Below are 26,854 nucleotides of genomic sequence, written 5' to 3'. Positions count from 1 at the left end.
GAATATGAAATTTTCTCAACTGGCTATTCTGACTGCCGGGTTGTTTTTCATCCTGACGGCGATATGGATGTTCTTCCCGCAACTGCTGTTAACGCAGTGGGGAATTACGCCATCACCAGGAACTGATGTGCTCGGCCATCGCTCTGCCGCCCTGTACGCGGGCCTGGGGGTGATGTGTTTATTCGCCAGGCACGCAGAGCCCTCGCTGGCCCGCTATGCCCTGGCAGCAGGGATCGGTACGTTATGTTTGATTTTAGCCGCGTCCGGCGTTGTTGAGTGGTATGCAGGACACGTTAATGGGCAGATCGTTATTGCAGTATTTATCGAGCTATTCCTGGGTATCGCTTTTTTACTCAGCAACAGCGTTGGTAAGAAACACGCCACCGGCAAACCCGGCAGAGTAAAAGACAAATGAATAAGAAGACGATGAAAGCATTTACGTTCAAACGCTATGGTAAATCCCCTGAACTGGGATTCGACGACGTAGATTTTCCGTCCCCTGGTGATGATGAAATTCTGGTCAAAGTGTATGCAGTAGGTCTGAACCCGATCGATAACATGATCCCGACCGGCATGTTCAAACGTGTTCTGCATTTCAGTCTCCCCGCGACGTTGGGCAGCGACGTGTCCGGCGTTGTCGTTGCCACAGGACGTCGCGTGACGCGTTTCAAAGCAGGCGACGAGGTGTTTGCCAGTATTTTTGACAGGGGAACGGGTTCGCTTGCTGAATTTGTGCGGGTGCCAGAAAACCTTGCAGCGTTAAAACCCGCCACTCTGGATTTCGTACAGGCAGCGTCGCTTCCGATGGTCAGTCTCACCTCCTGGCAAGCGCTGACGGAACGCGCGAAGCTGCGAGCGGGGCAGAAAGTATTTATCCCGGCCGGCTCCGGTGGAATTGGCAGTTTTGCTATCCAACTGGCAAAACACCTTGGCGCAACGGTAGGGACGACAACCAGCACCGCCAACATTGACTGGGTGAACCGCCTTGGCGCAGATGAGGTGGTTGACTATAAAAAGCAGGAATTCGAAAAAGTGCTGAGCGGCTACGATATTGTCCTCGGGACTATCAGAGGTGACGAGATTGAGAAATCCACCCAAATCCTTAAACCGGGAGGGAAGATAGTTTCCCTGATCGGGCCGTTAGATACGGCTTTCGCACGGGAAAGACACCTTAATGTTTTCCTGCGTTTCGTATTAGGACTGATGAGCCGCAAAATCATGCGACTGTCAAAAAAACGAGGGTTAACCTATTCGTTTCTCTTTGTCCGCCCTGATGGCAGCCAGCTTAGCCAAATCGCTGAACTCATGGACGCTCAACGCATCAAACCCGTTATCGACAACGTTTTCCCCTTTGCCGAAACTGGCGACGCCTTCGCCTATCTGGCTCGCGGGCATGCAAAGGGGAAAGTGGTGGTTAAAATTCATGAGTGATAGCAACGAAGGCTTGCCTCTGCGCTAAGCATAAATGACCAGGGTTATCGCCTCAGGGAAGAGGTATGGTCACTATCACCGTTCGTATCAGTTATAGCCTTCCGTCTTCTTCGCATAATGCGGCCAGATATCAGGATCGTGCCCGGGAATAATTTCCGCATTATGCATCTGGGTAACCACTCTTAGTTTTGCCACCGATCGTGCCACCTGACTGGCCGATGTCATCAAGCCAGGCAGGGCTTTATCCTGAAAATGGTCAAGCGTATAGGCAGCATCTATCGCCAGGGTGAACGATTTTCCACTCGGCAGGGAGACGACAAAAGATTGATGACCCGGGGAGTGGCCTGGCGTGTAAATGATTTTCAGAACGCCATCGCCATACAGATCAAAACCATCATCGGCATCTCCTGCCAGAAACTGCCATTTGAGACCTTCGCGATGAAAATCTTTCCGACAGTAGGCCCCGGCGGTAAACCAATCCGGTGAAAAGGCATAGTCATACTCAGCACGCTGCACAAGATGAGTGGCTTCAGGAAAGCGGCCAATCGCGCCGGTATGGTCAGAGTGGAGGTGGGAGAGTAAAACATAACGCACCGATTCTGGCCTTATTCCGAGCTTCGCCAGTTGTCTTCTACAGCCCTGGTTTGTATCCATGATGGGTTGATACTGGTCAACAGTCGGTCCCCAGTAGGCGCGGGGATCCTTCAGCCCTTCCACCGCAAGACCACCGTCAATAACAACATTCCCCTGCGGATGCGTCAGTAAAAACCAGGGGACAGGTATAATGTAGTCGGCGCCTTCACCCTGATTCATCCTGATATCGTGATATTTACAACGCTGATAGCCCGACTGGAACATATAAAGCCTGATATCTGACATGCTTCTTTTCCCGTAAAAAATGAAATCTTCTGTACGCCATAGCTAGAACAGCCGTGGACGCACAGATTTTCATTAACAGAAGGGCCTGGCAGTAGAGGGGCGGGACCACTTTCATTTATCGGTTTTACCAATATAATCGGTGAATGGATTTACTTACGGCAATGCGTATTTTCATTCGGGTGGTTGAGCGCGGAAGCATGTCTGCCGCTGCGCGCGATCTCGGCATCGGACAGCCGGCGGTCAGTGAAAGGATAGAGCGTCTGGAAGCTCATCTTAATACCCGCCTGCTGCGACGTCACACGCGCCGAATGTCTCTCACCAATAGCGGGACGCTGTTCTATGAACGGAGCAAAAGCGCCGTTGCAGCGGCTGACCATGCGCTGGCAATCGTGGATAATGGTGAGGCAATTAGTGGAACCCTGCGCATTGCCGCACCCTATGGTGCCGGGGAAGAGTTACTTATGCCCGCCCTGCTTAAACTGCAATTGGCCTATCCGGGCATCAACATTGATCTGGTGCTCAGTGACAGAGTGACGGACCCGGTCACCGAAGGTGTGGATATCTCGCTACGTCTTGGTGAGGCGGGGGAAGGATATTATGTTGCCCGCCCGTTGGGGAAAATTGCGCGGTTGCTGGTGGCCTCTCCCGAATATTTGCAGCGTTATGATATGCCCCGTACACCGGGTGAGCTCGCCCGACATGCATTTGCTCGTGTTTCGGGCCTGTTTATGAATAACCATGTGACGCTGATCGCGCCTGACAACGCGTTACTCACCGTCCCTGTGAGAATAACATTCACTTCCAGCCACTGGCGGCCGTTACGTACTGTGCTTCTGGCAGGAAAGGCAATCGGGGTATTGCAGTCTCCGGTTTGCCGACAGGAGATTGCCGACGGGCATCTCGTACCTGTGTTACCCGACTACCTTGTTCCTTCATTCCCTGCATATCTACTTTATCCTCCGGCTAATATCATCTCCGCTGAAACACGAGCATGTGTCGCTTTCCTTGAAAACGAACTTCGCACAAGCCTTACGCGCTCGGTAACAAAAGGGCAGCTATAGTTCTCAAACTCGAATATGAGGCTGTTAAATAAACGGTTGAACAAAATTTCTTGCCCGCCTGAGGTACACCCCGGTTAATGGCTTGCCCAGTCGAGCATGCGTCATTCGCTGCTACGGCGCGGTAACTCTCCGGAAGCTAAATATTCTGCGCGGGTTTGAAACTACTGCAGTGACGTCTTCCCCCACTGCCTGACGTGTTCAATCAGAGCCCGCAGCTTGGGGGCCATATTTCGACGTTGCGGGAAGTACAGATAAAACCCAGGAAAAGGCGGAAGAAAATCATCCAGTAATGAAACAAGCTGTCCTTTTTCAATAAATGGCCTGAATGTTTCATAGGTTGCAAAGGTAATTCCTCCCCCCGCAAGCGCGAGCCTGAGCATGAGACGGAGATCGTTGGTGGTGATATGCGGTTCAACCGCCACGTCGAAAGGTATTCCCGCTTCCTCAAATTCCCAGCGATAGGGCGCGACGTCTGGCGATGGGCGCCAGCCGATACAGCGATGGCGGATAAGCTCTCGCGGATGGCGCGGTGCGCTATGGGCCGCCAGATACGTTGGTGATGCCACCACCACTTCCCGTTGCTGTCCCGTCAGAGGGACAGCAATCATGTCTTTTTCGATCACGTCACCGAGCCTTACGCCGGCATCATAGCCCGCTGCCACGATATCAAATTCGTCATCCGACACGACGATATCGATGGTGACGGCAGGGTTAGCGGCTGCAAAGGACGCGAGCAGAGGGCCTGAAAGAAATTCTTCTGCAATTGAGGTGACAGCAATTTTCAGATGCCCTCGCGGCCCGTTGTCAGAGAGAACGTCTTCGCACGCCGCGTCAATCGTTGATAGCGGTACGGACAACGATTTTCGCAGCCGTTCTCCCGCTTCAGTCAGGTTTACCGAACGTGTGGTGCGCATGACAAGCAGGGTCCCGAACGTATCCTCCAGGCGTCTGATCCCCTGGCTGACCGCCGATCGCGTCACGCCAAGACGTTCGGCGGCAGCGCTGAAGCTACGTTCCTCCGCGACAGCCAGAAACAGAGGTAAAAGATTAAGGTCAATTTTCATTGTTTAGGATTGCTAACCAGTGTGTACACCAGAGGCAGGATACACGAAACAATAACCGCGTTCTATTATCCCTCTGAACTCAACTGAAGGAGTAAGTCATGGATAAAGTCATCTTGATCACCGGTGCATCCAGCGGTATCGGAGAGGGTATTGCACGAGAGCTTGGCAATGCAGGCGCGAAGTTATTACTTGGGGCACGCAGGAAAGATCGTATTGAAGCTATCGCTGCAGAAATCCGCAGTACAGGCGGGCATGTTGAAGCCTGCGAGCTGGATGTCACAAATCGCCAGTCGATGTCTGATTTCGTGCAGGCGGCACTGACTAGGTGGGGGCGTATTGACGTTCTGATCAACAACGCGGGAATAATGCCCCTTTCTCCGCTGGCAGCGGGTAAATATGATGAATGGGAACGTACCATTGATGTGAATATCAAGGGCGTGCTATGGGGGATTGGCGCCGTGCTTCCCACCATGGAAGCGCAGGGCTCCGGTCAGATAATCAATATTGGCTCTATCGGCGCGCTCTCTGTGGTGCCGACAGCCGCCGTCTATTGCGCCACAAAGTTCGCCGTTCGGGCGATTTCAGATGGCTTGCGGCAGGAAAGCGCCAGCATCCGTGTCACCTGCGTCAACCCCGGTGTGGTGGAAAGCGAACTTGCCTCGACCATTACTCATCCGGAAACGCAGGCGGCAATGGAGGTATACCGTTCCATTGCACTCCAGCCGGCTGATATTGCCCGCGCTGTTCGGCAAGTGATTGAAGCGCCTGAAAATGTTGATACAACAGAAATCACGATTCGACCTACCGCGTCTGCGAACTGAACTGGCTAACGCATATGCACCACGAAAGCTGCCTGTAAGGCAGCTTTTTTTGTCGCGTCACAGAGTGCAGGGTGAAAATTGTATGTGTATTGAAAAGGTCATAACGCGGGCCAGACAACCGGTTTGGCCCGCATGACAAACTTACCACTGCTGCTCTGTGGGCATGATGAACAATTCTGCCACGTCGACATGATCCGGCGCGCGCAGCACATATAGGATGGAGTCAGCAATATCCTCTGACTTCAGGAACGTCATGTGTTCCTTCAGGTTTTCCATCTGTGCACGGTAGTTTTCGTCAGTAATGTGCTCGAATAATTCACTTTCAACCGCGCCTGGCTGAAGTGAGGTTACGCGAATATTGTATTGAGACGAAAGCTCCATGCGTAATACATCTGAAAATGCGGCTACCGCATGTTTCGTTGCGCAATATACCCCGAGTCCAGCGAACGTTTTTCTGCCCGCAATCGAGGACGTATTGATGATATGCCCTGACTTTTGCGCTTGCATCACCGGGAGTACCGCGGCAACCGTGTTCATTAAGCCCTTAATATTGACATCAACCATACGATGCCACTCCTCCAGTTTGAGACTGGCGATGTCTGAAATGGGCATGAGTCCGGCATTGTTGAAGGCGATATCAATGTGGCCATAGGCGTCGTGCAGTTTCTTCACGCCATCGAAGACTGACGCCTGGTCAGTCACATCCATTTCCAGCGCAATGGCTTCTCCGCCGAAGGCCTTGATTTCTGACACCAGCGCCTGGAGACGATCCCGGCGGCGGGCCGCGAGTCCCACTTTGACCCCCTCTCTGGCCAATTTAATGGCGGTGGCTGCGCCGATACCGCTTGATGCACCGGTCACGATGGCTGATTTACCGTTGAGTTCCATGATTGATCCTCTTATGCGTTTGTTTCAGCGCTTCAGCAAAGAACATCTGAAGTTCGGGTCAATCATGTCTGCAAAAGGCACTCTCTTCGCGCGGTGGTTTGCTCACACTGTCGGTGTTTTGCTACGCATATTTTCGTGGCGATACTGAGAGGGCGAAATACCGGTGTGCTTGCGGAATATGGCAGCAAAATGGCTGGGGCTGTTGTAGCCCACGGTCAGGGCAATGCTGATCATCGAATCCTCTGTCTCGGACAACAGGCGGCGCGCCTCTTCCATTCGCAAGCGGATAAAATAATGGGAAGGCGAAAGCCCGGTAGACTGTTTAAAGACCCGGCTGAAATGGAATTCGCTAAGCTCGGCAAGGCCAGCCAGACGTGCTAAGTCAAAGGGGTGAGCCAGCTCTTCATGCATCGCCTTAAATACCCGGTGTAATTTATATGCCTGCAACCCGCCGTGGTGTCGCTTTGCCGATGTCCGGTAAGCACGGGAGAGATGTACGGCAAGGGCTTGAGCGATACCCTGGATGTAAGGTCCACTGGGTGGGTGCTGAAAATAAAGCTCTGCGCGCATAAGTTCCAGCAGGGCTGACAGTGTTTCATCGCGTTCGCCCGACACTTCCCGCAGCTCAATGTCCTGCATCATGGACACACCAATATAGACGTGCATAACGATGAAAGGGCAGTCTGGCTCGGCTTGCCATCTCATCTCTGTCGGAGAGGTGTCGGTCGTGAGAAAAAAATCACCTGCGGTAACGTGGTTTTCTGACCACTCTCCGCCCAGAGGCCGTTCTTCAACGACGGCCCGCCCAGAGAGTATCCAGACAATAAAAGGCTCTGGCACGGCCGGGATAATAACGTTGTCCTGCCTCTGCCGACGCGCCAGAATTTGAATGAAGACATCCCGGGAAGATTGTGCCCGATGTTCCTTGAGCAATTCGCCCGGAATGTACGCTTCGAATGATTCAGCGGAAGTACGTTGAGCCATATTCGTCAATAACGTCTCTTAAGCCAGTTTCACAAGATTTAGCGCGGGAAGGGGACCACCCGGGAATTGTTGCAGATATCCCCCAATCTCAAGACTCCCTAAGTCTATACTGGCGAAGCCCATTCGGGTGGCTAATTCCTCAACGTCTGCTTTTGCATCAGCGTGGTCGCCGGAGATAAAGACCACGCGGCGCCCGCCAGATTGGGACGGGTCTTGCGCAAGAACGTTTGCCAGAAGCGTGTTGAAGGCTTTGACGACCCGGGCTCCCGCTGCCCACTCTGAAACGCGCTGGGATGAGTTTTTACCCCCCAGATCTGCAAGGGTGTAGCCCGGCAAAAGTACCGGGTTAGTCGCGTCAATCAGAATACGACCCTCCCAGTTCACCCCACTTAATGCGGCCTCGGTTCTGTTCCAGTTGGTACTTATAAAAACGATTTCGGCTTCGGCAGCCTGTTGTACCGTTCCGGCGCGAGCTTTGTCGCCCAATGCCTCAATCACTTCAGCCAGGCTGTCCGGGCCACGACTGTTACTGAGGATGACATTCACGCCTGCGTTGACCAGCTGGTGGGCAAAGGCTTGTCCGATGGCGCCTGCACCAATAATGCCGACAGTATTTGTTTTCATAGTTTGTTTCCTTAAATGAACAGATGCGTTGATGTGTTTGGCTACATTGCTTAAGAACATGAAAGGAGAATAGTGCTCACCGATCTATCTGTGTAGCCTATATAATTAGATGGTATACATCTAAAGGGGCGATACATGCTGGATGGTATGTCGATTGATCAACTGCGTACTTTCATTGCTGCGGTTGATGAAGGCAGTTTCTCGGCCGCAGGTCGCAAACTTCGCCGGGCGCAGTCCGTCGTTAGCGCTACGCTGGCAAATCTGGAATCTCAGGTAGGCTTTCCTTTATTTGAGCGAACGGGACGTTACCCGAAACTGACGGAGGCGGGGGCAGCCTTACTGGAGGCCGCACGCCATACGCTTGCGGGAATGGACGCGTTTAAGGCTAAGGCGCGTATCCTGGCAGAAGGCCTGGAACCCGAACTCGCCGTGTCTGTGGATGTGATGTTTCCGATAGAGGTCCTGACCGCAGTCGTGAAGGAGTTTCATCTGGCCTTTCCCGGCACACCGTTGCGTCTTTATGTTGAGGCGCTGGGGGCGGTACTTCAGCCGTTGCTGGCCGGCAACTGTCGGGTCGCGATTATCGGCTCGCTACCGGATGTTCCGACCGGGTGTGCCTCTGAGTTCCTGCTCAGTGTACCTGCCGTGCCAGTGGTCTCACCCGATCATCCTTTGGCTAAAATGGCTGGCCCAATTCTTCGGCCGGTTATGGAGAACGCTGTGCAGCTTGTATTGGCTGACCGCTCATCACTCACGGCGGGTCGCAACTTTGGTGTGATGTCGGCTAAGACGTGGCGTTTGGGTGACATGGGGGCAAAACATGCATTCTTGCGTGCGGGCCTCGGTTGGGGTTATATGCCTTTGCCTATGGTTGAGGATGATATTGCTAATGGCAGACTGGTTATCCTGAACCTGGAGATGCAGCCCGATGTTGGCCCTGGTTTTTCCATGCATGCGGTACATATGACGCAATATCCTCCAGGGCCAGCCGGGCGCTGGTTTATTAATAAACTTAAAACGCAGTAAATCAGGTTATCTGGCGGTCAGGGCACCAGATAACCGATATCGTGCATCAGAATGTATAAAATGCCCCGACGGTAAAGAGAAGATATTCATCCTTTTGCACAATGGGGCTGCTGCTTACACGGTCTGCAAGCGTGATATACTCTAAATCCGCATAGCCGGACCAGTTATTATTAAATGTGTGTTGCCAGTTAATATCGTAATTCACACTGTTTAATCCGCTACCCGCGTTGAAAGGCCTATATCCGGAATGGGTACTTTGATTCTTATTCACCCCAAACCAGGTATTATTATACCGTGCGTCGCCGTATTTTCTTTCGGTACTGATTAGCAGAGTATCTGTGTCGTTAGCAAAAAGAACGACATTAAGTTTAATTTTATATTGCATTCCCTGGCTTTCCGTCAGCGGTGCCGTAATATTTCCCTCAAAGCCTATCCAGGGTGCCATCCACCATCCTGCCGTGGTGGTGGTATTCATTACGGTATTAATCTTACCCATACCTTTAAGTTTATCAGAGCCTTCCTGAAGCCAGGCATTTCCGCTATCCGTGCGGCCAAGGGAATACCCCAGAGCTTGCCCCAGGTAAACGCCATTACTGAACTGATGGGAATAGACGATACCTTTGTCGGTATTGACGGACCAGTCATCGTAAGTCCATCCGAAATACGGCAGCGTATTGACATCATATTTATTCGAGCCGGTATATTCAGGCGCATATTGTGAACCCACGCCAATCGTGACATAAGATGCTTTTTTATCTGATGATGCCTGTGAAGTGAACGATGCTGCGATGAGTGTTACTAAGGCGATTTTTATTTCCTTCATAAAACTTCCTGAATGAATTATGCTTATATCTATGAATTGCGGAGTATGCGGGCGGTCAATCAATATTCCTGCAAGATTTAATCAAGATTCCATCAAGGTGCGAATGTGAAACGTGTTTTAATTATTGAAGACGATTTGGATGCCGCGAATGTGCTTGAGGCTTACCTTAAGCGCGATCAGTTTCAGACCTCTTCGGCCAGCAGCGGTAACCGGGGGCTTGAACTGGCATTCAGCTGGAAGCCCGACATTATTTTGCTGGATGTGATGTTGCCCGGCATGAGCGGGAACGATGTTCTGCTGGCCCTGCGCCGGCGCAGTGATATTCCCGTGATTATGATCACCGCCATCCGCGACGGCAGCGACAAAATCAGCGCCCTGCGATTTGGCGCGGATGACTATGTGGTGAAGCCCTATAACCCGGGTGAGGTGGTCGCCAGAGTCCATGCTGTACTCCGTCGTTATTCCGGCGAGCGCAGCAGCACGCTTATTGAGTACCGGGGACTGCATGCAGATACAGAGTCCATGACGGTAAGCGTTGAGAGCGAGAACGGGCAACGGACAGCGCTGGATTTAACGCCGACGGAACTGCTGCTGCTGATGACATTTCTTAAGTCACCGAATAAGGCTTTCACCCGTCAGGCGCTTCTTGAAGCGTGTCTCCCAGAAAGTGAAGCCCTGGAGCGCGTTGTGGACACGCATATCTATAACTTGCGAAAAAAACTCGAGTCAGCGGGGCAGACTGATTTGCTGATAAACGTACGAGGGATCGGTTACCGATTTGCAAATGCATGAAAAAGTTTACGTTATCTCCACGAGGCGAACCGAGTACGCTGTGGAACTGGATATGCAAGCGGCTGATATCTCTGGCAGTCGGAAGTATTATTCTTATCGCCTTTTTTATGTGGGTGCGATTTTTTGTTGAAAACAAATGGCACGCCTACCGGATGCCAGAGGCCGTCAGGGCTGAACTCTCAGTTCTGAGCAAGCACCCTGAACAGAACATCAACCGCTATCATGAAATTATCGACACCTGGTATGGGCTGTCCTACTCAGATCCGACGATTGGGATTAAGGACTGGGTCATTCTTGGCATCCTGGTTCTGATATTCATACCGATTATTTTTATGCTTACGCTGAAAACAGCGCGCCCCATATCCCATCATATTAGCCGGCTTGCCGGTGCGGCACGGTCTGTTGCTGAAGGCGGGTTTGGGACCCGCGTGCCCGTCCCGGACAATCTGCCGCTTGAATTGCGAAGCCTCAGCGAGAACTTTAACGGGATGTCGATGCAGCTGGAACGCTACGAGAAAGATTTGAAAAAATCGCATGTGATCATGGCACATGAATTGCGCTCGCCGCTGACGGCTGCCATCGGTCGCCTGCAGGGCATTATGGACGGCGTATTTGAACCCAGTCAGGCCCAGTTGAACATGATCATGCAGCAGATGAATGATTTAAACAGACTGGTTGACGATCTGCATCTGTTAAAACTGGCTGATGCCAACCAGCTGAATTTGAGCCTGGTATCAACCAGCCTGGACCAGATAATCCGTGAGAAAGTGGCATGGACGATGCCTTCAGCCCAAAGGGTGGGAGTGAACATTATCTACCATGAGGGGGAATCTGTGACCTGTCGGGTTGATCCGTACCGGATAGGCCAGGTCTTTTTGATCCTGATGGACAATGCTCTGCGCTACGCTGCGGAAGGGGGCATCCTGGATATTCGTTATCATGTCAGCGATAAAAAGATATCCGTTATTTTCCGCGACAACGGTCCGGCAGTCCCGGACGCACTGCTTGAAACCATATTTTCACCGTTTGTGCGTGAGGAGCAGTCCCGTTCACGACATACCGGTGGGTCCGGGCTTGGGCTCTCTATTGCCCGAGCGATATGCGAGGCGCATCGCGGTACTATCTTTGCAGAACGGAATGCCAGCGGAGGGCTATCGTTTACGATGACGATACCGCTAAGCGAAAAGGAACAGCATTGACGGTTCCTTAACAAAGGGTGAACTGAATCTTGTAAAAATTGAGTTTAAATACATGGTAAACGGGGGTTTACCATGTCACCTGAATTACTTCTCTCTCTGCTTTCTGCCTTTCGTAAAATGGTACGATGTGGATGTTTTTTACTATACATCGCACCGGTGATTGTCATATTTCAGGTTATCATTATTGTTTTATTGGATGCGCCGAAAGGAGATAAATAATTGTTGAGGGCAGGGCGGCGAATACAGTTCAAAGAACCAGTGATTTACCTGTAGGCTGGGTTTCGGCCCAAAGCAGTTTATAGTCCCATTTTTTATCGTACAATCCGATTGAAAATTGCATTGCCTTATTTTCATTGCGACACACTTCTCGTGCATCAACAATATTTCTCCACATGAGCAGACTTCCTGGGCTGAATGCGGTGATCGACGGGTCAATCCCTCCGTTAGGAACATCAAAATACAGGCTTTTTTCACTACGGGCACACAGTACGAGATCTATCGCAACGGGGGCACCTTCAAAGAAAAGTACATTGCCGGTGACCATATGTGGCAGGGCGGTTAACAGTTCAGTGATGTTTTTCCTGTTATAGCATCTGACGCTGTCAGCAAAACGCAGCCTGAAAAGATGCACGTAAATATCAGCAATATCCGCCGGTGACATCTCTCTGAGCGGGATGCATTCTCCGCCCGCAGCCAGCATTTTTTTTAGCTCCCCGTTTCTTTTTTTCACCGTTTTACCTGAGAACGACGTTTTAATCAGGCAAACCTTACGTTTTTCACGAAAAGCATAGGTGGCATTTATTATATTCCCACGCAGCGATGAAGACAGCCGGTTTGTTTTTACTGGCAGAACGATTTTTTGATCGGCAGCCATGGGGATAATGATTTCATCATAAGATACCGGGTAATCGCGCCAGACATTCAGGCCGAAGGTATTTTCATCACTGGTAAAGTACGCTGCGGTGACCTCGCCATCGCGTCGGTAATGCCAGAATGCGAAATCTTTTTCCTTCTTCTGCATAAAGAAATTGATAATGTCGGGGTGAGTATTAACACTGCCGCCGTACTTATAATAAGCCGCCTGGTAATGCGTGAAGTTTGAACGTTCCCATCCAAAAAGCGAATGTCTGAAGCCCATTATTGTTTCTCCTTGCAATCTCATCAGAGGGCGCTGTCAGCGCCGGGCAGTTCTGTCTGAACAGGCTGATTATCCCGACCGTTAATCAATAAACGGTCAAGGCAAAATCAAGATTGCTGCAATCTTCGTTGGCGGAGTTAATTTTGCCTGTCTCAGGAAATATCTGCTTACATTCCAGCTAGCGCTAGGCTCTTTACATTGACACTAGTGTCAATGTTGTAGAGTGCATCTATGACGAGGAGAAAGGTATGCGACCATCTGAACTGGCGGCGCTCACTGGCGTCAGCACCCGAGTGCTAAGACATTATGAAGCTAAAGGACTGATTGTTTCTCAGCGGTTGGACAACGGTTATCGGAATTACAACGCAAAAGACGTCGAGAAAGTGAGATGGATAACCTCGCTTTTAAAATGTGGGTTCAGTACCCGACAGATTGCAGAGCTGGAAAAGTTTTCTCAGGTAAGCGACATGGATGATGCGCGTTTTATCCAGTGTCTGGCGCAGCACAGAGAAAAACTTCGGGCACTGGACACGCTTATCGAATTACTTAATGAACGCAGAAATACACTTGCCACGCGTATTCACGCTTACGAGTGATCGCTCTGTCTGAGCAGTAATAACAGGAAATATCATCATGAAACAGTTAGACAATAAAGTCGCGTTAATTACCGGAGGCAGTAGCGGTATCGGACTGGCCACGGCCAAACGGTTTATTGAAGAAGGTGCAAAGGTGATTATCACTGGCAGGAATGCAGAAACCCTGCAGCAGGCGATGAATGAGCTCGGTGACGATAATGCACTGTCAATACAACATGATATCGGTGACATACGAAGCCATGAAAACCTCTTTCGCATTATTAACGAAAAGTACGGCAAGCTGGATGTGATGTTTGCAAATGCCGGCGTTATTGTGCTTTCCGATTTCCCGGCCTCCACCGAAGATGATTTTAATACGCAGTTTGATATCAACGTAAAAGGGACGTTTTTCGCCGTGCAACAGGCCCTCCCGTTAATGTCCGACGGTGGCTCGATAATATTAACGTCCTCCATTGCGCATTATAAAGGGTTCGATGGACACACTATCTATGCCGCCTCAAAAGCCGCGCTGCGATCTTTTGCCCGCAACTGGACGACCGACCTTAAAGGCCGTGGGATCCGCGTGAATTGTCTGAGCCCAGGACCCGTCGCCACACCGATTATCAGTAAAATGGGCATTTCCCAGAGCGATCGCGAGATTTTTGACGCCAGCATCGCAAGTCGTATTCCGTTAGGTCGATTAGGCAAGCCTGACGAGGTTGCCGCGGCAGCGCTGTTTCTTGCATCGGATGAAAGCAGTTTTATTTCGGGTATCGACCTGTCTGTCGATGGCGGGATGGGGCAAATTTAGCGGCGCGCGCAGCGCTGATAAAAAAACATCAAATTTGATTAAAGCACATCAATTTTGCTAGAGCAGGCAGTTTTGACTTTCACTACTCTTGGTGCGGTAACGACATTTTCATCATCCGCTGTTAACAGGTATCGCTATGAAAAAATGTATTATTATTGCCGGTTCGGGTTTTGCAGGTATGTGGGCCGCCATTTCAGCAGCAAGGCTGGTACATATGGAAAAGGCAAATGATCGGATTGAGATTTTTTTGGTTTCTCCGGAACCCGCATTAACCATTCGTCCAAGATTGTATGAAGCCGTACTTGAAAATATGGCACCCTCTATTCTGCATGTTCTTAAGGCTGCGGGTGTGCGCTATATTGCCGGTTATGTCACCGATATTGATGCAGAAAATAAAACTATCTCGGTAAAAAAAGAGAGTGGCGAAACCTCGGTTAATTTTGACAGTTTTGTGCTGGCCACCGGAAGCCAGGCATTTCACCCTGAACTGCCGGGGATCACGGAATACAGTTTTGACGTGAACTCATTGAATGCTGCTCATGAACTGGAGCAACACCTCATGTCGTTAGCTTCAGAGCCTGATTCTGTCGCACGAAATACTGTTGTTGTCGCCGGTGGGGGCCTGACCGGGCTTGAGACCGCCACTGAAATGCCGGAACGCCTCAGAGACCTCTTGGGTTCGGAGCGCCATTTGCAGGTTATTATTGTGGACAGTTCGAACAAAATTGGTCAGGCGATGGGCGAGGATGTCTGTGAGATCATCAATCAGGCGCTGGCCAGTAATGGCGTGACTGTTCGAACGGGCGTCAGAGTGCGCGCAATCAACGCTGAGGGGGTGATGCTTTCGGACGATGAATTTATCCCCAGCAAAACGGTGATATGGACGGCGGGAATGCGGGCCAGCGCGTTAGCCGGGCTCATCCCGGGCGACCACGATAATCTGGGCCGTGTTATTGGGGATGCGTATCTGCGGGCACCTGCCGCCAGGGGTATCTTCGTTACCGGCGATACCGTAAAAGTCCCTACGGATGATGAAGGTAATTATAACGTCATGTCCTGCCAGCATGCGATGAGCCTGGGGCGCGTCGCCGGTCATAACGCGGCAGCAGAAATACTGGGATTACCGCTGCATCCTTACAGCCAGCCAAAATATGTTACCTGTCTTGATCTGGGCAAATGGGGGGCGGTCTACACGGAAGGCTGGGATCATCAGGTTATGTACCAGGGCATTGAAGCGAAAAAAATAAAGCAGGAAATTAATACTCAGTGGATTTATCCGCCAGAACCCGACAGAGAGAAAATGTTTTCTGTTGCTAACCCTGATTATATTATTGTTCCGTAACAGGGCATCTCTATTGATGCTGCCTGGCGGCTGGCAGCATCAACGCATGTTCTTTTTTTCACGCCATTGACCGGGAGTCAAGCCTGTTATTTTTCTGAAGGCCTGGGTAAATGCATTTTGCGAGCCATAGCCGCTTTCAATGGCAATTTCTGTAATCAGTTTATCGGTGTGTTGTAACTCGTGGAAAGCGCGTTCCATTACGCGCTGCTTAAGCCACCCGTACGGGGTTAAGCCGGTACTGTTTTTAAAGGCACGGCAGAAATGAGCTGAGGAAACTCCCAGCTCAAGAGCCAGTGATTTAATCGTGACATCCCCTATGGGGCTGTTATCCAGTTTTTCCAGCGCCATTTTTAATGCGCGCGAAGACAATACTCCTTGCGACTGACCTGCGGCTGTCAGCGTGTTGGAGTGGTTTTTTATTAACTGTAATATTAATGACAGTGTTAAGTGCTCGCAGAGCAGTTGGTTAATTTTGTTATTGTCAGAAATGATTTCCGCAACGGCCAGCGTAATTTTTGATGCCGTCTCATCAAAATGCGCTGTGCGTAAGAGTAACTCAGCAGTGGGTATCTCCATTTGATTCAGAAGATCGGCGAAAATATTATCAGGAATATATAAATGCATAACATCTACAAGACCAGCAATATCCCAGCGAGACGTACTTCCTTGAGGAATTGTCGTGATGGCGCCTTTCCGGATCGTGTTTTTAACGATTTTATTTTCTGTTTTTCGCTCAACACGTTGCATATGTCCAACGTGAGCAATAATCACATGTTGATCGAGTGGCGGGATAGTTTCATGTAATGGCCCATGCGGCCAGTGATAACAGCGAATTTGCAGCGCATCTCCACTGTCGATACCTAATTCAGGTCGGTTCTTTAATACCTGAGCCATTTTATGAACGGCATCGTCAAGAGGAATGTCATGATTTTTCATGAGTATACCTGTTAATAACAGTGGGCATCATAAGAGTATAGCGATGTTTTAACCCTGTTTCATTGTGTCTGTCTGCATGTTTATTTTTGATGATGGGAAATAACAGAGGGGAAAAGTCATTTCTACGGTGTGTATACCCTTAAATCGATTAATTATGTTGTCTGGAGGAAATATGGCGATATCTAAGAATGATGCAGCGTCGTTAGCACCGGTTAATGGTACCTCGCATGTGGAAGCCGTTTATGAAAAGGTGCCATCACGTTATGCACTACAGGTCGGTAAGATTGATGTTCTGGTGATCAGTGACGGCGTGTTGTCATTACCTGGGCCCATGTTGGGTCATAACGCGGAGGCCTCCGAACGTACCCACTGGTTTGAAGATAAGTTTCTGCCTGCCGATTTTCTCGACTGGGCATTAAATGTGGTTCTCGTGCGTAGCGGGGAGCGGACGATCCTGGTTGATGCAGGGATGGGGGAGGCTTTCCCTGATTTACCCCGCGCCGGTCGAACGGTTAACCGCCTGGCGTCAGCGGGGATAGATCTTGCCAGCGTCACGGATGTGATTATCACGCATCTGCACATGGATCACGTTGGTGGGCTGCTTATTGAGGGTGTGAAAGCGCGCATGCGGTCAGACCTTCGCATTCATGTCGCTGCTGCTGAGGTGGAATTTTGGCGTGACCCCGATTTTTCACAGGTTTCCATGCCGCCTGGTTTCCCGGAAGCACTGCGCCAAACCGCTACCCAATTTTTGGAAGCGTACCAGACTCAACTGCACACATTCGAAGAGGAATACGAGGTTGCTCCCGGCGTGCGTGTCGTTCGTACAGGCGGGCATACTCCCGGACACAGCGTGGTAAGGCTGGCCTCTGAGGGGGAACGACTCACCTTTGCCGGCGATGCTATTTTCCAGGTTGGGTTTGAACATCCTGATTGGTTCAATGGTTTCGACCATTATCCCGAAGAAGCGGCACAGATTCGCATTCGTCTGTTGCAGGAACTGGCAGATAACAGGGAGTCATTGATCGCTACTCATCTCTCATTCCCGTCTGTCTGCCATGTTGCTGTCGACGGCGATACGTTCCGTTGCATTCCGGGTCCCTGGGATTATTAAGAATACCGCTGACGTCATTTTCACGGATACCGGCAGGAACATAAGAGGCATTACTTATACGGCCATCCCTCAGACGAGGGATGGCGTTCAGGGGGGAGAGCGATGTTTACTTCGCCGCTTCCTCAATAAGTGTGGCAACGTCCTGCGGATGAGAAACCATCACGACATGGGATGCGCCCTTGATCACCACGGTGTGTTTTGAGCCCGCGCGTTCAGCCATGAATCGCAAACCCTGGGCGGGGATATTTTTGTCGCCGTCACCGTAAATGAAGTAAGAGGGCAGTTTTTTCCAGGCAGGCGCACCTGACTTTTCAGTTAAAGCCGCTTCGGTAATCGGTCTTTGCCCTGCGGCCATCAGCGCCGCCTCTTTAGCTGAAACGTCATGTGCGAATTGCTGGTGGAACTTCGCCTGGTCGATGGAGAGATCGACGCTACCATCAGCCAGCTTCACCGGTGCGGCGAGCGCCTGGCCAAGCGTGCCGCCAGGGAATTTTCCGGCCAGGTCGGCCGCCGCTTCACCGGCATCCGGAGCAAATGCGGCGACATACACCAGCGATTTCACATTGTTTGTATCACGGGCCGCGTTCGTAATGACCTGGCCACCATAGGAATGGCCAACAAGGACGACCGGCCCCTTAATATTGTTCACCACGGAAGAGACGTAAGCCGCATCAGTCGAAACACTGCGCAGCGGATTCGCCGCAGCGACGACGTTATACCCGTCCTTTTGCAGGATTTGGGTAACGCCATTCCAGCTAGAAGAGTCGGCAAAGGCACCATGAACCAGGACAACAGTCGGCTTAGCGGTTTCTGCGATAGCGCTGGCAGACAGCAAAACGGTGGCAACGGCAAGGGAGGCAGCAAATTTGGACATGATCGTTCCTCTTTTCAATTCAGTTTAAAGGCTATGCGTATGATGGTTGCGGCCTGTCTGGAACAGGCCACCTTGTTAGCTGCGAATAAAGGCCAGTACGTCAGCGTTAAAGCGATCGGCTTCTGTCTCCGCCAGTCCATGTGAACCGCCGGCATATATTGTCAGCGTCGCATTCGCGACGATCTCAGCGGCGCGGTGTGCGGATGCCTTAATGGGGACAATCTGGTCGTCGTCGCCATGAATAATCAGGGTAGGGCGATCAATCTGCTGCAGGTCGTGTGTGTAATCGACTTCAGAGAACTCATGGATGCAGTCATATTGCCCCTTAATACCGCCCTGCAAGCCGATTCTGCGGAAGTTTTCCCGCAACCCGTCATTGGTGGGGACATGGTCACGGTTGAAGCCATAGAACGGAACCGTCAGGTCGAAGTAAAACTGTGAGCGGTTTTTGGCCGTGCCTTCGCGGATGGCATCAAACACCTCCATCGGGGTGCCGTCAGGATTGGCATCCGTCCGGAGCATCAGAGGAGGGACAGCGCCGACCAGAACGACTTTAGCCACACGTGAGGTACCATGACGACCGATATAATGTGCAACTTCGCCGCCCCCTGTAGAGTGACCCACTAAAATCAGATCCTTCAGATCCAGCGCCTCAATCAGCTCAGCGAGATCGTCCGCATACTGATCCATATTGTTGCCGTGGAAAGTCTGGTCCGAACGCCCGTGGCTGCGACGGTCGTGTGCGATGACCCGGAAACCCTTCTGGCTGAAAAACAGCATCTGCTGATCCCAGGCATCAGACGATAACGGCCATCCATGAGCGAAGAGGATAGGCTGACCTGAACCCCAGTCTTTGTAGAAAATGCCTGTTCCGTCTGTGGTGGTGAAAGTTGTCATTTCGTTCTCCTGTCATGTGTTGTGTTATTAGTTTGTGTGCGACTTATTTGTGTGCAAATGAATATGGCAGCCCTTTTTGCCTTTGTCAATCGCTTGCAATTAAATCGTATGCAAATTATTTTAGGGGGACTGGAGGACATATGACTAAACACACTACTTCCGAGGATTCCCTGCCCGATGTGCACGGTATGCTCTGTTTCTCTCTTTACTCAGCGGGACATGCTTTTACCCAGCTCTATCGTCCCATGCTCGATAAGCTTGGCCTGACCTATCCCCAGTATCTGGTGATGGTCACCTTGTGGAATCAGGATGGGCGAACAGTGAAGGAACTGAGTGGAATTCTTTTTCTTGAGTCCAGCACGCTGACCCCTTTACTGAAGCGGCTGGAGACTGCGGGGTTGATCACCCGGACACGCAATCCGAAGGATGAGCGCGAAGTGCTTATCCACCTAACGGAGAAGGGTGAGGCGCTGAAAAGCGAGACCAGCACTATCACGCGCTGTATTGTGGATACCCTTGGGATGGACGCCGACATCATTGCTGCCATCAAAGCATCAGTTGATAAGATCCGTGACAAGATCCACCGTGCGCAGAAACCGGACGCCGACGACCTATCCTGATTGAGGCGGATTCGGGTTCCTGATAAGTGTACGTCTGGTGACTGACAAGACAGGTACCGGGGAGTTACTTTGCTTTAACTGCCGGGGTGGGCGGGTGCAATGTCCGCTGCGCCCCGAAGCGACTCTTCGACAGCGTTCATGCACTGCTGTAAAGAATATTGACTTACCCATTGTTGTTTATTCACTGGCGGTTCAGTTTTGGCAATAACACAAAAAGCAAAAATGACAGTAAGAACATGGCGGTGACTGACATGGCAAGAGGGGTGAGCCCACCCGTAATAAAATGTCCAGTTATGAGTGACCCCAGCGCAGTCGTTATGAAGGTGAGGAAAATCATAAGCGCAGATCCTCTGGCATCATTACTGCCTGCAGAAACGATACCCCTGTAGAAGGCGACGGGGCCCCTTAACCCCAGCGCAAAACCCATTGGCGTAAAGAGTATGGTCATAACAAAAGCCCGGCTTCCGTTCAGGAAACCATATCCCGATAGCGCGAAGGCGCTGAGCAATGCCATAAGCGTGCCGGCAAGAATTACTTTTTCATGGCTAAAACGTTCAGCCAACCCCGGAGAAATGTTGGCGGCGATGATGTAACCTCCTACGTTCAACATTTGCATAAGGATGAAGTCATTCAGGTTCCCGCCCATGGAAAGGATAATGACGCTTGGTGCTCCGAATACGAACGTTATCAGACCGCCAACGGCCAAAGCCTGGCTCAATGCATAGCGAAGATAAACAGCATTTTTCAATAATTGTACGTACGTTCCAGGCGTGTGCTGGCCTGGGTTTCGTTCTGGTCCCTTTGCAAACCTTATCATTACAGCTAAAGCCATCGTCAGTACGCCCAGAGAGATAAACGTGATTCTCCAGTTAAAGAACTGCAGGATAAGTGTACCTACTACAGGGGCTATCGCCGGAACTAATGCCTGTATGCTCCCTAACAATCCAATTGCCCGGGCTGCCTTCCGATGAGGAAACAAACCTCTAATAAATCCAGGGATGAAAACTGATGCTGCAACAGAAGCCATCCCTTGTATAAATCGTAATATTAAAAGAAGTGTTATTTCTGGAGCATACGCGCAACCAAAAGAAGTTAGTGAAAATAAAAGTAGCGCAAAGAAGAGCATCCTGATTTTGCTGAAGCGATCGGCCAGGTTACCAAATAGTAATAAACCACAGGCATTACCTGCTACATATATGGAGAGTATCCTTTGTGATATCTCCGATGAGATATTAAAGACTGTAGCAAAAAGTGGAATAGCAGGCAAAACCATATCGGTGCCGGCGGCGGTAGACATCGCACAGAGTATTAGATACAAAAATGTGGTCATGTTATTTCATATTCGATGTAATGAGCGCTCATGCCTGTTGTTTAAATGTATGTCTGGGATTATCACCCGGTAAGATTGGCTTTGAGTTGTTTCTTCAGCGGTAGCGAGGCAAAACATGCGTCAATAGCATTGATATTGCAAACCAGAAATTCTTCTGTGTCCCATCCAAAAACATGATGTAATAGTTGATATTCTTTATCCAGTGAGGTGTTGGCAACGGTTCTGGCATCAGTATTAATGCTTAATGAAATGCCTTCACGAAAAAGCGCATTAACAGGGTGCTCTTCAATGGAAGGATAAATATTACAGACAATGTTACAACCCGGGCAAATCTCCAGATGGATATGCTCTTCAAGCAACCGATCTAGTGTCGCTCTGTCAGCAATGCTTCTGACGCCATGTCCGATGCGAGAAACTTTCAGTTTATTAAGCGTTTCATTTACGCTGACGAAATCCTTAGCCTCTCCTGCATGTGCGATACAGTTGCCTCCATGCTGGCGTACATAATTAAACGCCTCAACATGGTTATCCAGCGGGTAGCGGGCTTCATCAGCTGCAAGGTCAAGCGCGACAACCCCATAATGCAGGTATTTTGTCACCAGTCTTGCCGTCTCAAGGCTCTGTTCTGCCGTAAAATGACGCAGTGTACATAATATTAAATTGGCTTTGATATCAAAAATATGGCTATTTATCTGCATGGCATCCAGGACGGTTTCAATGACCTCTTCAGCCGTAAGATATTGATTAAGATGTAAGAGTGGCGCAAAGCGTAACTCAGCATAAATTACCCCATCAGCATGGAGTTGATCAAACATGTCTTCGACGGCCTGACGTAATGCAGTGTGGGTTTGTAATAAGCTCAGCTGCGGAGAAATTCTTCTTAAAAAATCTCCCAGGTCAGTACATTGACTCGGTGCGATAAAATTCGACTGAAATACTTTAAGATTCAGTGCAGGCATCAGCATTTTGCGCAATGATAGCTAATACAAGTATCCAAATGAACGTGAAGCTCAATTTTCGGAATCCTTCGGGAATTAAAATGCATCTAAAGTTCCTCTATACATCATTGCGGAGTCTGCGAGTAACGAGAATAATTTCTCTTTGAACATACCACTTTTTATTTTAAGTATAATTCTGGCATTAGGTGCTTTCCCTGTAAGGTTTGTCGCATCGATAACATAATGTCCATACGATGACTCACATTTGTACTCCACCCAGGAATAACGGGAAAACGCCTCCTCAACAATATCAGGAAAAAGCGCTACTGCCATGGTGGTGGGGTCTGGCAAATCAAAACCCTTGCGTACCGTTCGGCCTGCATTAAACTCCATCAAGGATTTGTTGCATCTTACGGCGAACTGACCCAAGGGGCTCAGTTGATTGAGGTATGCTATATCATCTTCATTAATGAAAGCTTCTCCCATGCCTATTTCCCACCCAACGACTGTCATAGGGAGCCCTGATTGCATCACTATATTAGCGGCTTCCGCATCAACAAAAAAATTGAACTCAGCCAGAGGCGTGATATTTCCCGAAGTAAGGCCGGCACCGCCCATGATATAAACATGTTTAATTTTTTTCGCAAGCGTTGGTTCCTTCAGTACTGCCATTGCCAGATAAGTCAGAGGTCCCAGGGTAACGATCTCAAGTTCACCTTTGAATTTTTCTGCATAAAGAAGAATCGCATCTACCGCATGAAGTGATTCCGACTTTAGGGTGGTGGGGGGATTTTCCATATTACCCATACCATCTTTGCCATGAATATGGTGAGAAGTGAAGTGGGTTTTAAAAAGCGGCTTTGTCATTCCGGAAAATACAGGAGGAGCATATGTTCCGGCTTTTTCAATACTCACTAATGCGTTTTGAACACACTGTTCGATCTCACAGTTACCAACGACTACTGTTATTCCTTCAACCCTAACGGTACGCTCTCTGAGTGCCATCACAATAGCGACTGCGTCATCAGAAGCGGTATCAGTATCAATAAGTAATTTTCTCATAGTATTTCTCTCAGTAAGGAAGCTTGTCACGAGATAAGATGACGAACAATGCATCCAAAAAAAAGGACATCTATCTCTTTTTAGTGGACATGCCAGTCGGTCTCGCTTCAATAACGATTAGTATTCTGAGCGCTAACTTCGCTAAGATATTTGTGAAAAAATCGTGTGCCATAGTTTTTATATATGGTTAGTGCTTTTATAAAATAAAAAACTTGTGATTAAAAAAGGCTTCATATAAATGAACCATCTTCCGATGGCGTTGAAAGCGGCTGTGGTAGAATGTGGTGCGAAGGTTATTTGCAGATTACTCTGGCTTTAATAATTCACTGTCTTTCACTATAATCGTTTTATTCTTGAGTTCTATGATTTGATTTTCTTGTAACTCTGCTAAAACTCGATTGAGATGTCTCACCGAAATGGAAAGAAATGATGCGACCAATTCTCTTCGCTCAAGCCTGATAACGGAACCATGTTTATTATATTCATTCATGAGGTAATTTGACACTCTCTGTAATGAACTTAAACACATAGTGGTTTTTAATTGAGAAGAGATGAATAATTTATTTGCAAGTTGTTGGCAAAGAAAACGAAGAAAAACTGGCTCATTTAATCCAATAGTATTTATATAGTTAAGTGAAAAATAAACTATCGTTGACGTCTTAAGGATCTTTACTGTACTCAGATTTCTGCTGGTGCTATCATGTTGGAAAATTTCAATGGCACCAATCACAGAGAGAGGTTCTTCTATACAAAAAGTAATATCTTTACCATCTTTAGATAAATGCTCTATTTGTACCTTACCTTTAATTAAACAGTAAACTCCCGATGGGGAATCTCCTTGGTGGAGTAAAATCTCTCCCTTATTAAAAATCAGTAATTTAGCTCTGCTGAGTATGTCATCTGGTAAAATGAATTTAAGTTTAGAGTTCAGAATGTCAGAATGTGATAAATCTATTTGTAATGATTTCATAAAGGTGACTCAACGCTTTGTTTGTGAATTATTATAGATTGCGCATGAAATAATCTCAAGTCATATGCCTGGCATCCCCAGGTTAACCTGTCAGCGATGATATTTCTGGCGCATCTATACCATTTTCTCAAATCGTCATCAACTCTTATAATAAAACTCCTTTCGAAAAAAGGACATGCGTCCTTTTTTTTCGATAAAGCGTTTTTTATACTCCAGGTAAATGGTCTGAGAGTTATTTTATTTGGGGCGGTTTTATGCATTCAGCAACCACTATCGTTACTTTTAGCGGCAAGAAAATTGATTTTCTTAATCTCAGTATAAATGATATAGATATAATTGATATCGCTAAGGGCTTGTCAAATGAATGCCGTTTTGGTGGGCAATGCGAAAGTTTCTATTCAGTGGCTCAGCATTCCGTTCTGGTAAGTTATTTAACGCCAGTGCATTTGGCTCTGGAAGGGCTTCTTCATGATGCCACCGAGGCTTACATAAAAGATTTCCCTTCTCCTTTAAAAAAATGTATGCCGCAGTATATAAACCTTGAGAAAGAAATTGAGTCATTGATCAGAGTGAAATTTAATATTTCCTCCTGTAAAGCCTCAGAAGTTAAGCATGCTGATCGGATCATGCTCGCTACTGAAGCGAGGGATCTGGGTATGGAAAAGGTATTAGACTATCCTTCCCTGCGAGATATATCACCATCGGTTATAATTAAAGTCGTTCCGATGCTACCGAAAGCTGCATTTAGTGCATTTCTTGAGAGATTCGCCGAATTAATAGAGCGTTAAGATGTTAGTCTGCGAATTCACATATAATCACGTGAATTTTTGCTGCGAGGGAGATTGACTTCACCATTAAAAATCTGAAGAAGAGATTTTTGATGTTGTTTTTTTATCTTCATCTGTTCAACGACTATTGATTCTTTTTCACTTTATAAGGGCATTACCTGAACACGGAGCACGCGGATGGCGTTAAGAGAGATGTAACGTATTATATTGGGCGCTACAACGTTTGCTTTTGAGAATAGAAGTCCGCTCTCCCTGTGGTGTTCAACTCATCGTCACAGGAAGATTGGCGTGTTTATCGTGCTCTCTAAATACCAGAATCATTTCTGGCGGGGGAGCGACCGGAAAGAGCAGTAGTACCCTACAGATGCTATAAGGCAGAGCATATACCCGAATGACTCGCTGCCTTCCTCCACGACATTTTTGACTACCCTGACGTAGCTTTGATCAAGTATCGCGTACCATAACCCGTGCATTCCAAACAGTCGGGAGAAGACCAGGACTGCCAACAGACCACTGAGCATCACGCCGTACCACGGGGTACGGGTATAGTGTGCGAGTTGTGTAAGGGTAAGACGATAATGGATAACGGGATAAAGCAAAGCACAAACGGCGGAAAGCAGTGCAAACCATACCCAGCTTCCGTGAGCCAGAAGATCGAAAAATGCATCCAGTTCTCGAATCAGCATGGAGAGGAAAAAGCCGCCAATCAGGATGTTGCAATAGCGCATGAATGCCCATTTCTTCGCCAGCAGGAAGTGTATAAATACGATGCCCCCTAAAACTGATTCCTGCACAATTTCGGTCAGCGATATCTCCGGTATATCCAGATTAAATAAATAGATATCCGCCCACAGGCAAAGCACGGGCACAGTGCAGGCTGCTGACGCGAAAAGAAAGAAGAAAAAGCTTTTGAGCACAGACATTAACACCACCACTTTCATTCAAAACACCTATGATAAGTGGCTTCGAACGAAAATCTATTTCACTTTGTGCGCTATAGGCATGAATTTTAAGCATTTTGAGCTACTTAGCGAGGGCGCATTACCTTTCCACCTCAGACTTCAGCCTTGCATCAGAAATCCAGGTGGAAAGTCGTCTGAGCGATGTAACCCCATGCCACACGAGTTCAGCCTCTGGTTGAGCAGTCACGCGCATACGATGACCCATCGTCAGACGGGTATCCACCCTCAAAAGGGGCGGTATGCTTTAGCTAAACAGGGCGTGAATACGCTGTTCCAGCGCCTTAATTTTCATAGCCATTCAGCCGTCCGGGTGTTTAAGTGGTTATAATAAAAAATAAAAACTTTGCTTAAAAAATTTTTCTGTGCCTAAATAGCGTCATCGGTTTGGAATACAGACCTTATTAAAGCAGTTTAGTAAAGCAGTCCTCAGTTCAGGTGTTATCAATAGATACTCTTCTTCGTGAGCCTCCTCCTAAGTGCCAAATAAGTTACTCTCTAAATACAGGCCATCATCGCCGCGCTTAGTGGCTCAAAAAATAAGGAATTATCTATGTCTAATAAAATGACTGGTTTAGTAAAATGGTTTAACTCTGATAAAGGTTTTGGCTTTATCACTCCTGACGACGGCAGCAAAGATGTATTCGTACATTTCTCTGCTATTCAGAGCGACAGCTACAAATCTCTTGATGAAGGCCAGAAAGTGTCCTTCACCATTGAAAATGGCGCTAAAGGCCCAGCAGCGGGTAACGTTTCTCCGCTGTAAGTCGCGCACATTGTCGGTGAGCCTTACGATAGCGATGAAGACGCGAGTCTGAGCAGTTAAGCTTCACCGATAATAAAAAAACCCGCCGAGTGCGGGTTTTTTTATGGCTTCAGGATGATGATAGGCTGTCTATTATTCCGTT

29 protein-coding genes are annotated in these 26,854 nt (G+C 48.8%); 14 read left to right on the top strand and 15 right to left on the bottom strand.

Annotation, left to right across the window (positions count from 1 at the left end; translation table 11 throughout):
• Positions 1-4 precede the first annotated feature (4 nt).
• Both L462_RS14935 and L462_RS14940 read left to right on the top strand, forming a co-directional pair.
• A complete protein-coding gene (locus tag L462_RS14935; protein WP_032678326.1) occupies positions 5-415 on the top strand; it encodes a hypothetical protein in 411 nt (136 codons plus the stop codon).
• On the top strand, positions 412-1,431 hold the full coding sequence (locus L462_RS14940) for an NADP-dependent oxidoreductase (RefSeq protein WP_032678325.1): 1,020 nt from the start codon (positions 412-414) through the stop codon (positions 1,429-1,431). The genes L462_RS14935 and L462_RS14940 overlap by 4 nt, the downstream gene beginning before the upstream one ends.
• A gap of 87 nt (positions 1,432-1,518) precedes the next feature.
• Here L462_RS14940 and attM read toward each other — a convergent pair whose 3' ends face one another.
• Positions 1,519-2,310 carry an AttM family quorum-quenching N-acyl homoserine lactonase gene (gene attM / locus L462_RS14945; protein WP_032678324.1) on the bottom strand — a complete coding sequence of 264 codons (792 nt, stop codon included), beginning with the start codon at positions 2,308-2,310 and terminating at the stop codon, positions 1,519-1,521.
• A gap of 161 nt (positions 2,311-2,471) precedes the next feature.
• Here attM and L462_RS14950 point away from each other — a divergent pair, with 161 nt between their 5' ends.
• A complete protein-coding gene (locus L462_RS14950; protein ID WP_032678323.1) occupies positions 2,472-3,371 on the top strand; it encodes a LysR family transcriptional regulator in 900 nt (299 codons plus the stop codon).
• Positions 3,372-3,532: 161 nt separating this feature from the next.
• Here L462_RS14950 and L462_RS14955 read toward each other — a convergent pair whose 3' ends face one another.
• On the bottom strand, positions 3,533-4,435 hold the full coding sequence (locus tag L462_RS14955; RefSeq protein WP_025203945.1) for a LysR family transcriptional regulator: 903 nt from the start codon (positions 4,433-4,435) through the stop codon (positions 3,533-3,535).
• Positions 4,436-4,533: 98 nt separating this feature from the next.
• On the opposite strand from L462_RS14955, the gene L462_RS14960 reads away from it, so the two are divergent.
• Positions 4,534-5,256 (top strand): SDR family oxidoreductase, encoded by a 723-nt coding sequence (locus L462_RS14960; RefSeq protein ID WP_032678322.1) that lies wholly within the window; start codon positions 4,534-4,536, stop codon positions 5,254-5,256.
• A gap of 141 nt (positions 5,257-5,397) precedes the next feature.
• Here the strand turns inward: L462_RS14960 and L462_RS14965 are convergent, their stop codons facing one another.
• From L462_RS14965 to L462_RS14975, 3 genes are all read right to left on the bottom strand, one after another.
• Positions 5,398-6,144 (bottom strand): SDR family oxidoreductase, encoded by a 747-nt coding sequence (locus tag L462_RS14965; RefSeq protein ID WP_020882399.1) that lies wholly within the window; start codon positions 6,142-6,144, stop codon positions 5,398-5,400.
• Between the two features lie 102 nt (positions 6,145-6,246).
• Positions 6,247-7,128 carry a helix-turn-helix domain-containing protein gene (locus L462_RS14970; protein WP_020882400.1) on the bottom strand — a complete coding sequence of 294 codons (882 nt, stop codon included), beginning with the start codon at positions 7,126-7,128 and terminating at the stop codon, positions 6,247-6,249.
• Between the two features lie 18 nt (positions 7,129-7,146).
• Positions 7,147-7,812 carry an NADPH-dependent F420 reductase gene (locus L462_RS14975; RefSeq protein ID WP_072031444.1) on the bottom strand — a complete coding sequence of 222 codons (666 nt, stop codon included), beginning with the start codon at positions 7,810-7,812 and terminating at the stop codon, positions 7,147-7,149.
• A gap of 75 nt (positions 7,813-7,887) precedes the next feature.
• On the opposite strand from L462_RS14975, the gene L462_RS14980 reads away from it, so the two are divergent.
• Complete coding sequence (locus L462_RS14980; protein ID WP_032678316.1) at positions 7,888-8,778, top strand: LysR family transcriptional regulator; 891 nt, start codon at positions 7,888-7,890, stop codon at positions 8,776-8,778.
• Between the two features lie 46 nt (positions 8,779-8,824).
• On the opposite strand, the gene L462_RS14985 is transcribed toward L462_RS14980, so the two are convergent.
• The gene (locus tag L462_RS14985; protein WP_032678315.1) at positions 8,825-9,601 is read right to left on the bottom strand and encodes a MipA/OmpV family protein; all 777 of its coding nucleotides are present in this window, start codon (positions 9,599-9,601) and stop codon (positions 8,825-8,827) included.
• A gap of 105 nt (positions 9,602-9,706) precedes the next feature.
• Between L462_RS14985 and L462_RS14990 the strand changes: the two genes are divergently transcribed.
• Complete coding sequence (locus L462_RS14990; protein ID WP_032678313.1) at positions 9,707-10,393, top strand: response regulator; 687 nt, start codon at positions 9,707-9,709, stop codon at positions 10,391-10,393.
• Positions 10,390-11,592 carry a sensor histidine kinase gene (locus L462_RS14995; RefSeq protein WP_050595740.1) on the top strand — a complete coding sequence of 401 codons (1,203 nt, stop codon included), beginning with the start codon at positions 10,390-10,392 and terminating at the stop codon, positions 11,590-11,592. The genes L462_RS14990 and L462_RS14995 overlap by 4 nt, the downstream gene beginning before the upstream one ends.
• A gap of 247 nt (positions 11,593-11,839) precedes the next feature.
• On the opposite strand, the gene L462_RS15000 is transcribed toward L462_RS14995, so the two are convergent.
• Positions 11,840-12,730: a GNAT family protein gene (locus L462_RS15000; RefSeq protein WP_032678311.1), complete on the bottom strand. Its 891-nt coding sequence runs from the start codon at positions 12,728-12,730 to the stop codon at positions 11,840-11,842.
• Positions 12,731-12,978: 248 nt separating this feature from the next.
• On the opposite strand from L462_RS15000, the gene L462_RS15005 reads away from it, so the two are divergent.
• The 3 genes from L462_RS15005 to L462_RS15015 all read left to right on the top strand — a co-directional run bounded on the left by L462_RS15005 (position 12,979) and on the right by L462_RS15015 (position 15,458).
• Entirely contained in the window at positions 12,979-13,326 is a 348-nt protein-coding gene (locus tag L462_RS15005; protein WP_014170408.1) for a MerR family transcriptional regulator, read from the top strand.
• A 37-nt stretch (positions 13,327-13,363) separates the two neighbouring features.
• A complete protein-coding gene (locus tag L462_RS15010; protein WP_032678309.1) occupies positions 13,364-14,116 on the top strand; it encodes a glucose 1-dehydrogenase in 753 nt (250 codons plus the stop codon).
• A 136-nt stretch (positions 14,117-14,252) separates the two neighbouring features.
• On the top strand, positions 14,253-15,458 hold the full coding sequence (locus tag L462_RS15015) for an NAD(P)/FAD-dependent oxidoreductase (protein ID WP_032678308.1): 1,206 nt from the start codon (positions 14,253-14,255) through the stop codon (positions 15,456-15,458).
• Between the two features lie 39 nt (positions 15,459-15,497).
• Here L462_RS15015 and L462_RS15020 read toward each other — a convergent pair whose 3' ends face one another.
• Positions 15,498-16,394, bottom strand: a complete 897-nt coding sequence (locus L462_RS15020) for an AraC family transcriptional regulator (protein WP_032678307.1) — start codon at positions 16,392-16,394, stop codon at positions 15,498-15,500.
• Positions 16,395-16,566: 172 nt separating this feature from the next.
• On the opposite strand from L462_RS15020, the gene L462_RS15025 reads away from it, so the two are divergent.
• Complete coding sequence (locus tag L462_RS15025) at positions 16,567-17,508, top strand: MBL fold metallo-hydrolase (protein WP_032678306.1); 942 nt, start codon at positions 16,567-16,569, stop codon at positions 17,506-17,508.
• A gap of 106 nt (positions 17,509-17,614) precedes the next feature.
• Here L462_RS15025 and L462_RS15030 read toward each other — a convergent pair whose 3' ends face one another.
• Both L462_RS15030 and L462_RS15035 read right to left on the bottom strand, forming a co-directional pair.
• The gene (locus tag L462_RS15030; protein ID WP_020882412.1) at positions 17,615-18,382 is read right to left on the bottom strand and encodes an alpha/beta fold hydrolase; all 768 of its coding nucleotides are present in this window, start codon (positions 18,380-18,382) and stop codon (positions 17,615-17,617) included.
• 75 nt (positions 18,383-18,457) lie between these two features.
• A complete protein-coding gene (locus tag L462_RS15035) occupies positions 18,458-19,279 on the bottom strand; it encodes an alpha/beta fold hydrolase (RefSeq protein ID WP_014170403.1) in 822 nt (273 codons plus the stop codon).
• 140 nt (positions 19,280-19,419) lie between these two features.
• On the opposite strand from L462_RS15035, the gene L462_RS15040 reads away from it, so the two are divergent.
• Positions 19,420-19,899, top strand: coding sequence for a MarR family winged helix-turn-helix transcriptional regulator (locus tag L462_RS15040; protein WP_032678305.1), 480 nt, complete (start codon positions 19,420-19,422; stop codon positions 19,897-19,899).
• A gap of 181 nt (positions 19,900-20,080) precedes the next feature.
• Here the strand turns inward: L462_RS15040 and L462_RS15045 are convergent, their stop codons facing one another.
• The 4 genes from L462_RS15045 to L462_RS15060 form a co-directional block, all read right to left on the bottom strand.
• Positions 20,081-21,229 (bottom strand): MFS transporter, encoded by a 1,149-nt coding sequence (locus tag L462_RS15045; protein ID WP_032678304.1) that lies wholly within the window; start codon positions 21,227-21,229, stop codon positions 20,081-20,083.
• Between the two features lie 62 nt (positions 21,230-21,291).
• Positions 21,292-22,188 (bottom strand): adenosine deaminase, encoded by an 897-nt coding sequence (gene add / locus L462_RS15050; protein ID WP_255358181.1) that lies wholly within the window; start codon positions 22,186-22,188, stop codon positions 21,292-21,294.
• Between the two features lie 75 nt (positions 22,189-22,263).
• Positions 22,264-23,229, bottom strand: a complete 966-nt coding sequence (locus L462_RS15055; RefSeq protein ID WP_032678303.1) for a nucleoside hydrolase — start codon at positions 23,227-23,229, stop codon at positions 22,264-22,266.
• Between the two features lie 304 nt (positions 23,230-23,533).
• On the bottom strand, positions 23,534-24,199 hold the full coding sequence (locus L462_RS15060) for a Crp/Fnr family transcriptional regulator (protein ID WP_020882419.1): 666 nt from the start codon (positions 24,197-24,199) through the stop codon (positions 23,534-23,536).
• 254 nt (positions 24,200-24,453) lie between these two features.
• Between L462_RS15060 and L462_RS15065 the strand changes: the two genes are divergently transcribed.
• A complete protein-coding gene (locus L462_RS15065; RefSeq protein ID WP_025203966.1) occupies positions 24,454-24,987 on the top strand; it encodes a hypothetical protein in 534 nt (177 codons plus the stop codon).
• 317 nt (positions 24,988-25,304) lie between these two features.
• Here L462_RS15065 and L462_RS15070 read toward each other — a convergent pair whose 3' ends face one another.
• The gene (locus L462_RS15070; protein ID WP_032679692.1) at positions 25,305-25,910 is read right to left on the bottom strand and encodes a hypothetical protein; all 606 of its coding nucleotides are present in this window, start codon (positions 25,908-25,910) and stop codon (positions 25,305-25,307) included.
• Between the two features lie 589 nt (positions 25,911-26,499).
• Here L462_RS15070 and cspA point away from each other — a divergent pair.
• A complete protein-coding gene (gene cspA / locus L462_RS15075) occupies positions 26,500-26,712 on the top strand; it encodes a transcription antiterminator/RNA stability regulator CspE (RefSeq protein ID WP_014170400.1) in 213 nt (70 codons plus the stop codon).
• Positions 26,713-26,854: the final 142 nt, after the last annotated feature.

Source organism: Enterobacter sp. BIDMC 26 (assembly GCF_000534435.1).
Lineage (GTDB): Bacteria > Pseudomonadota > Gammaproteobacteria > Enterobacterales > Enterobacteriaceae > Enterobacter > Enterobacter ludwigii.
Note: the sequence above shows the minus strand (reverse complement) of the source record. Positions and strands in the feature narration are given on the sequence as shown.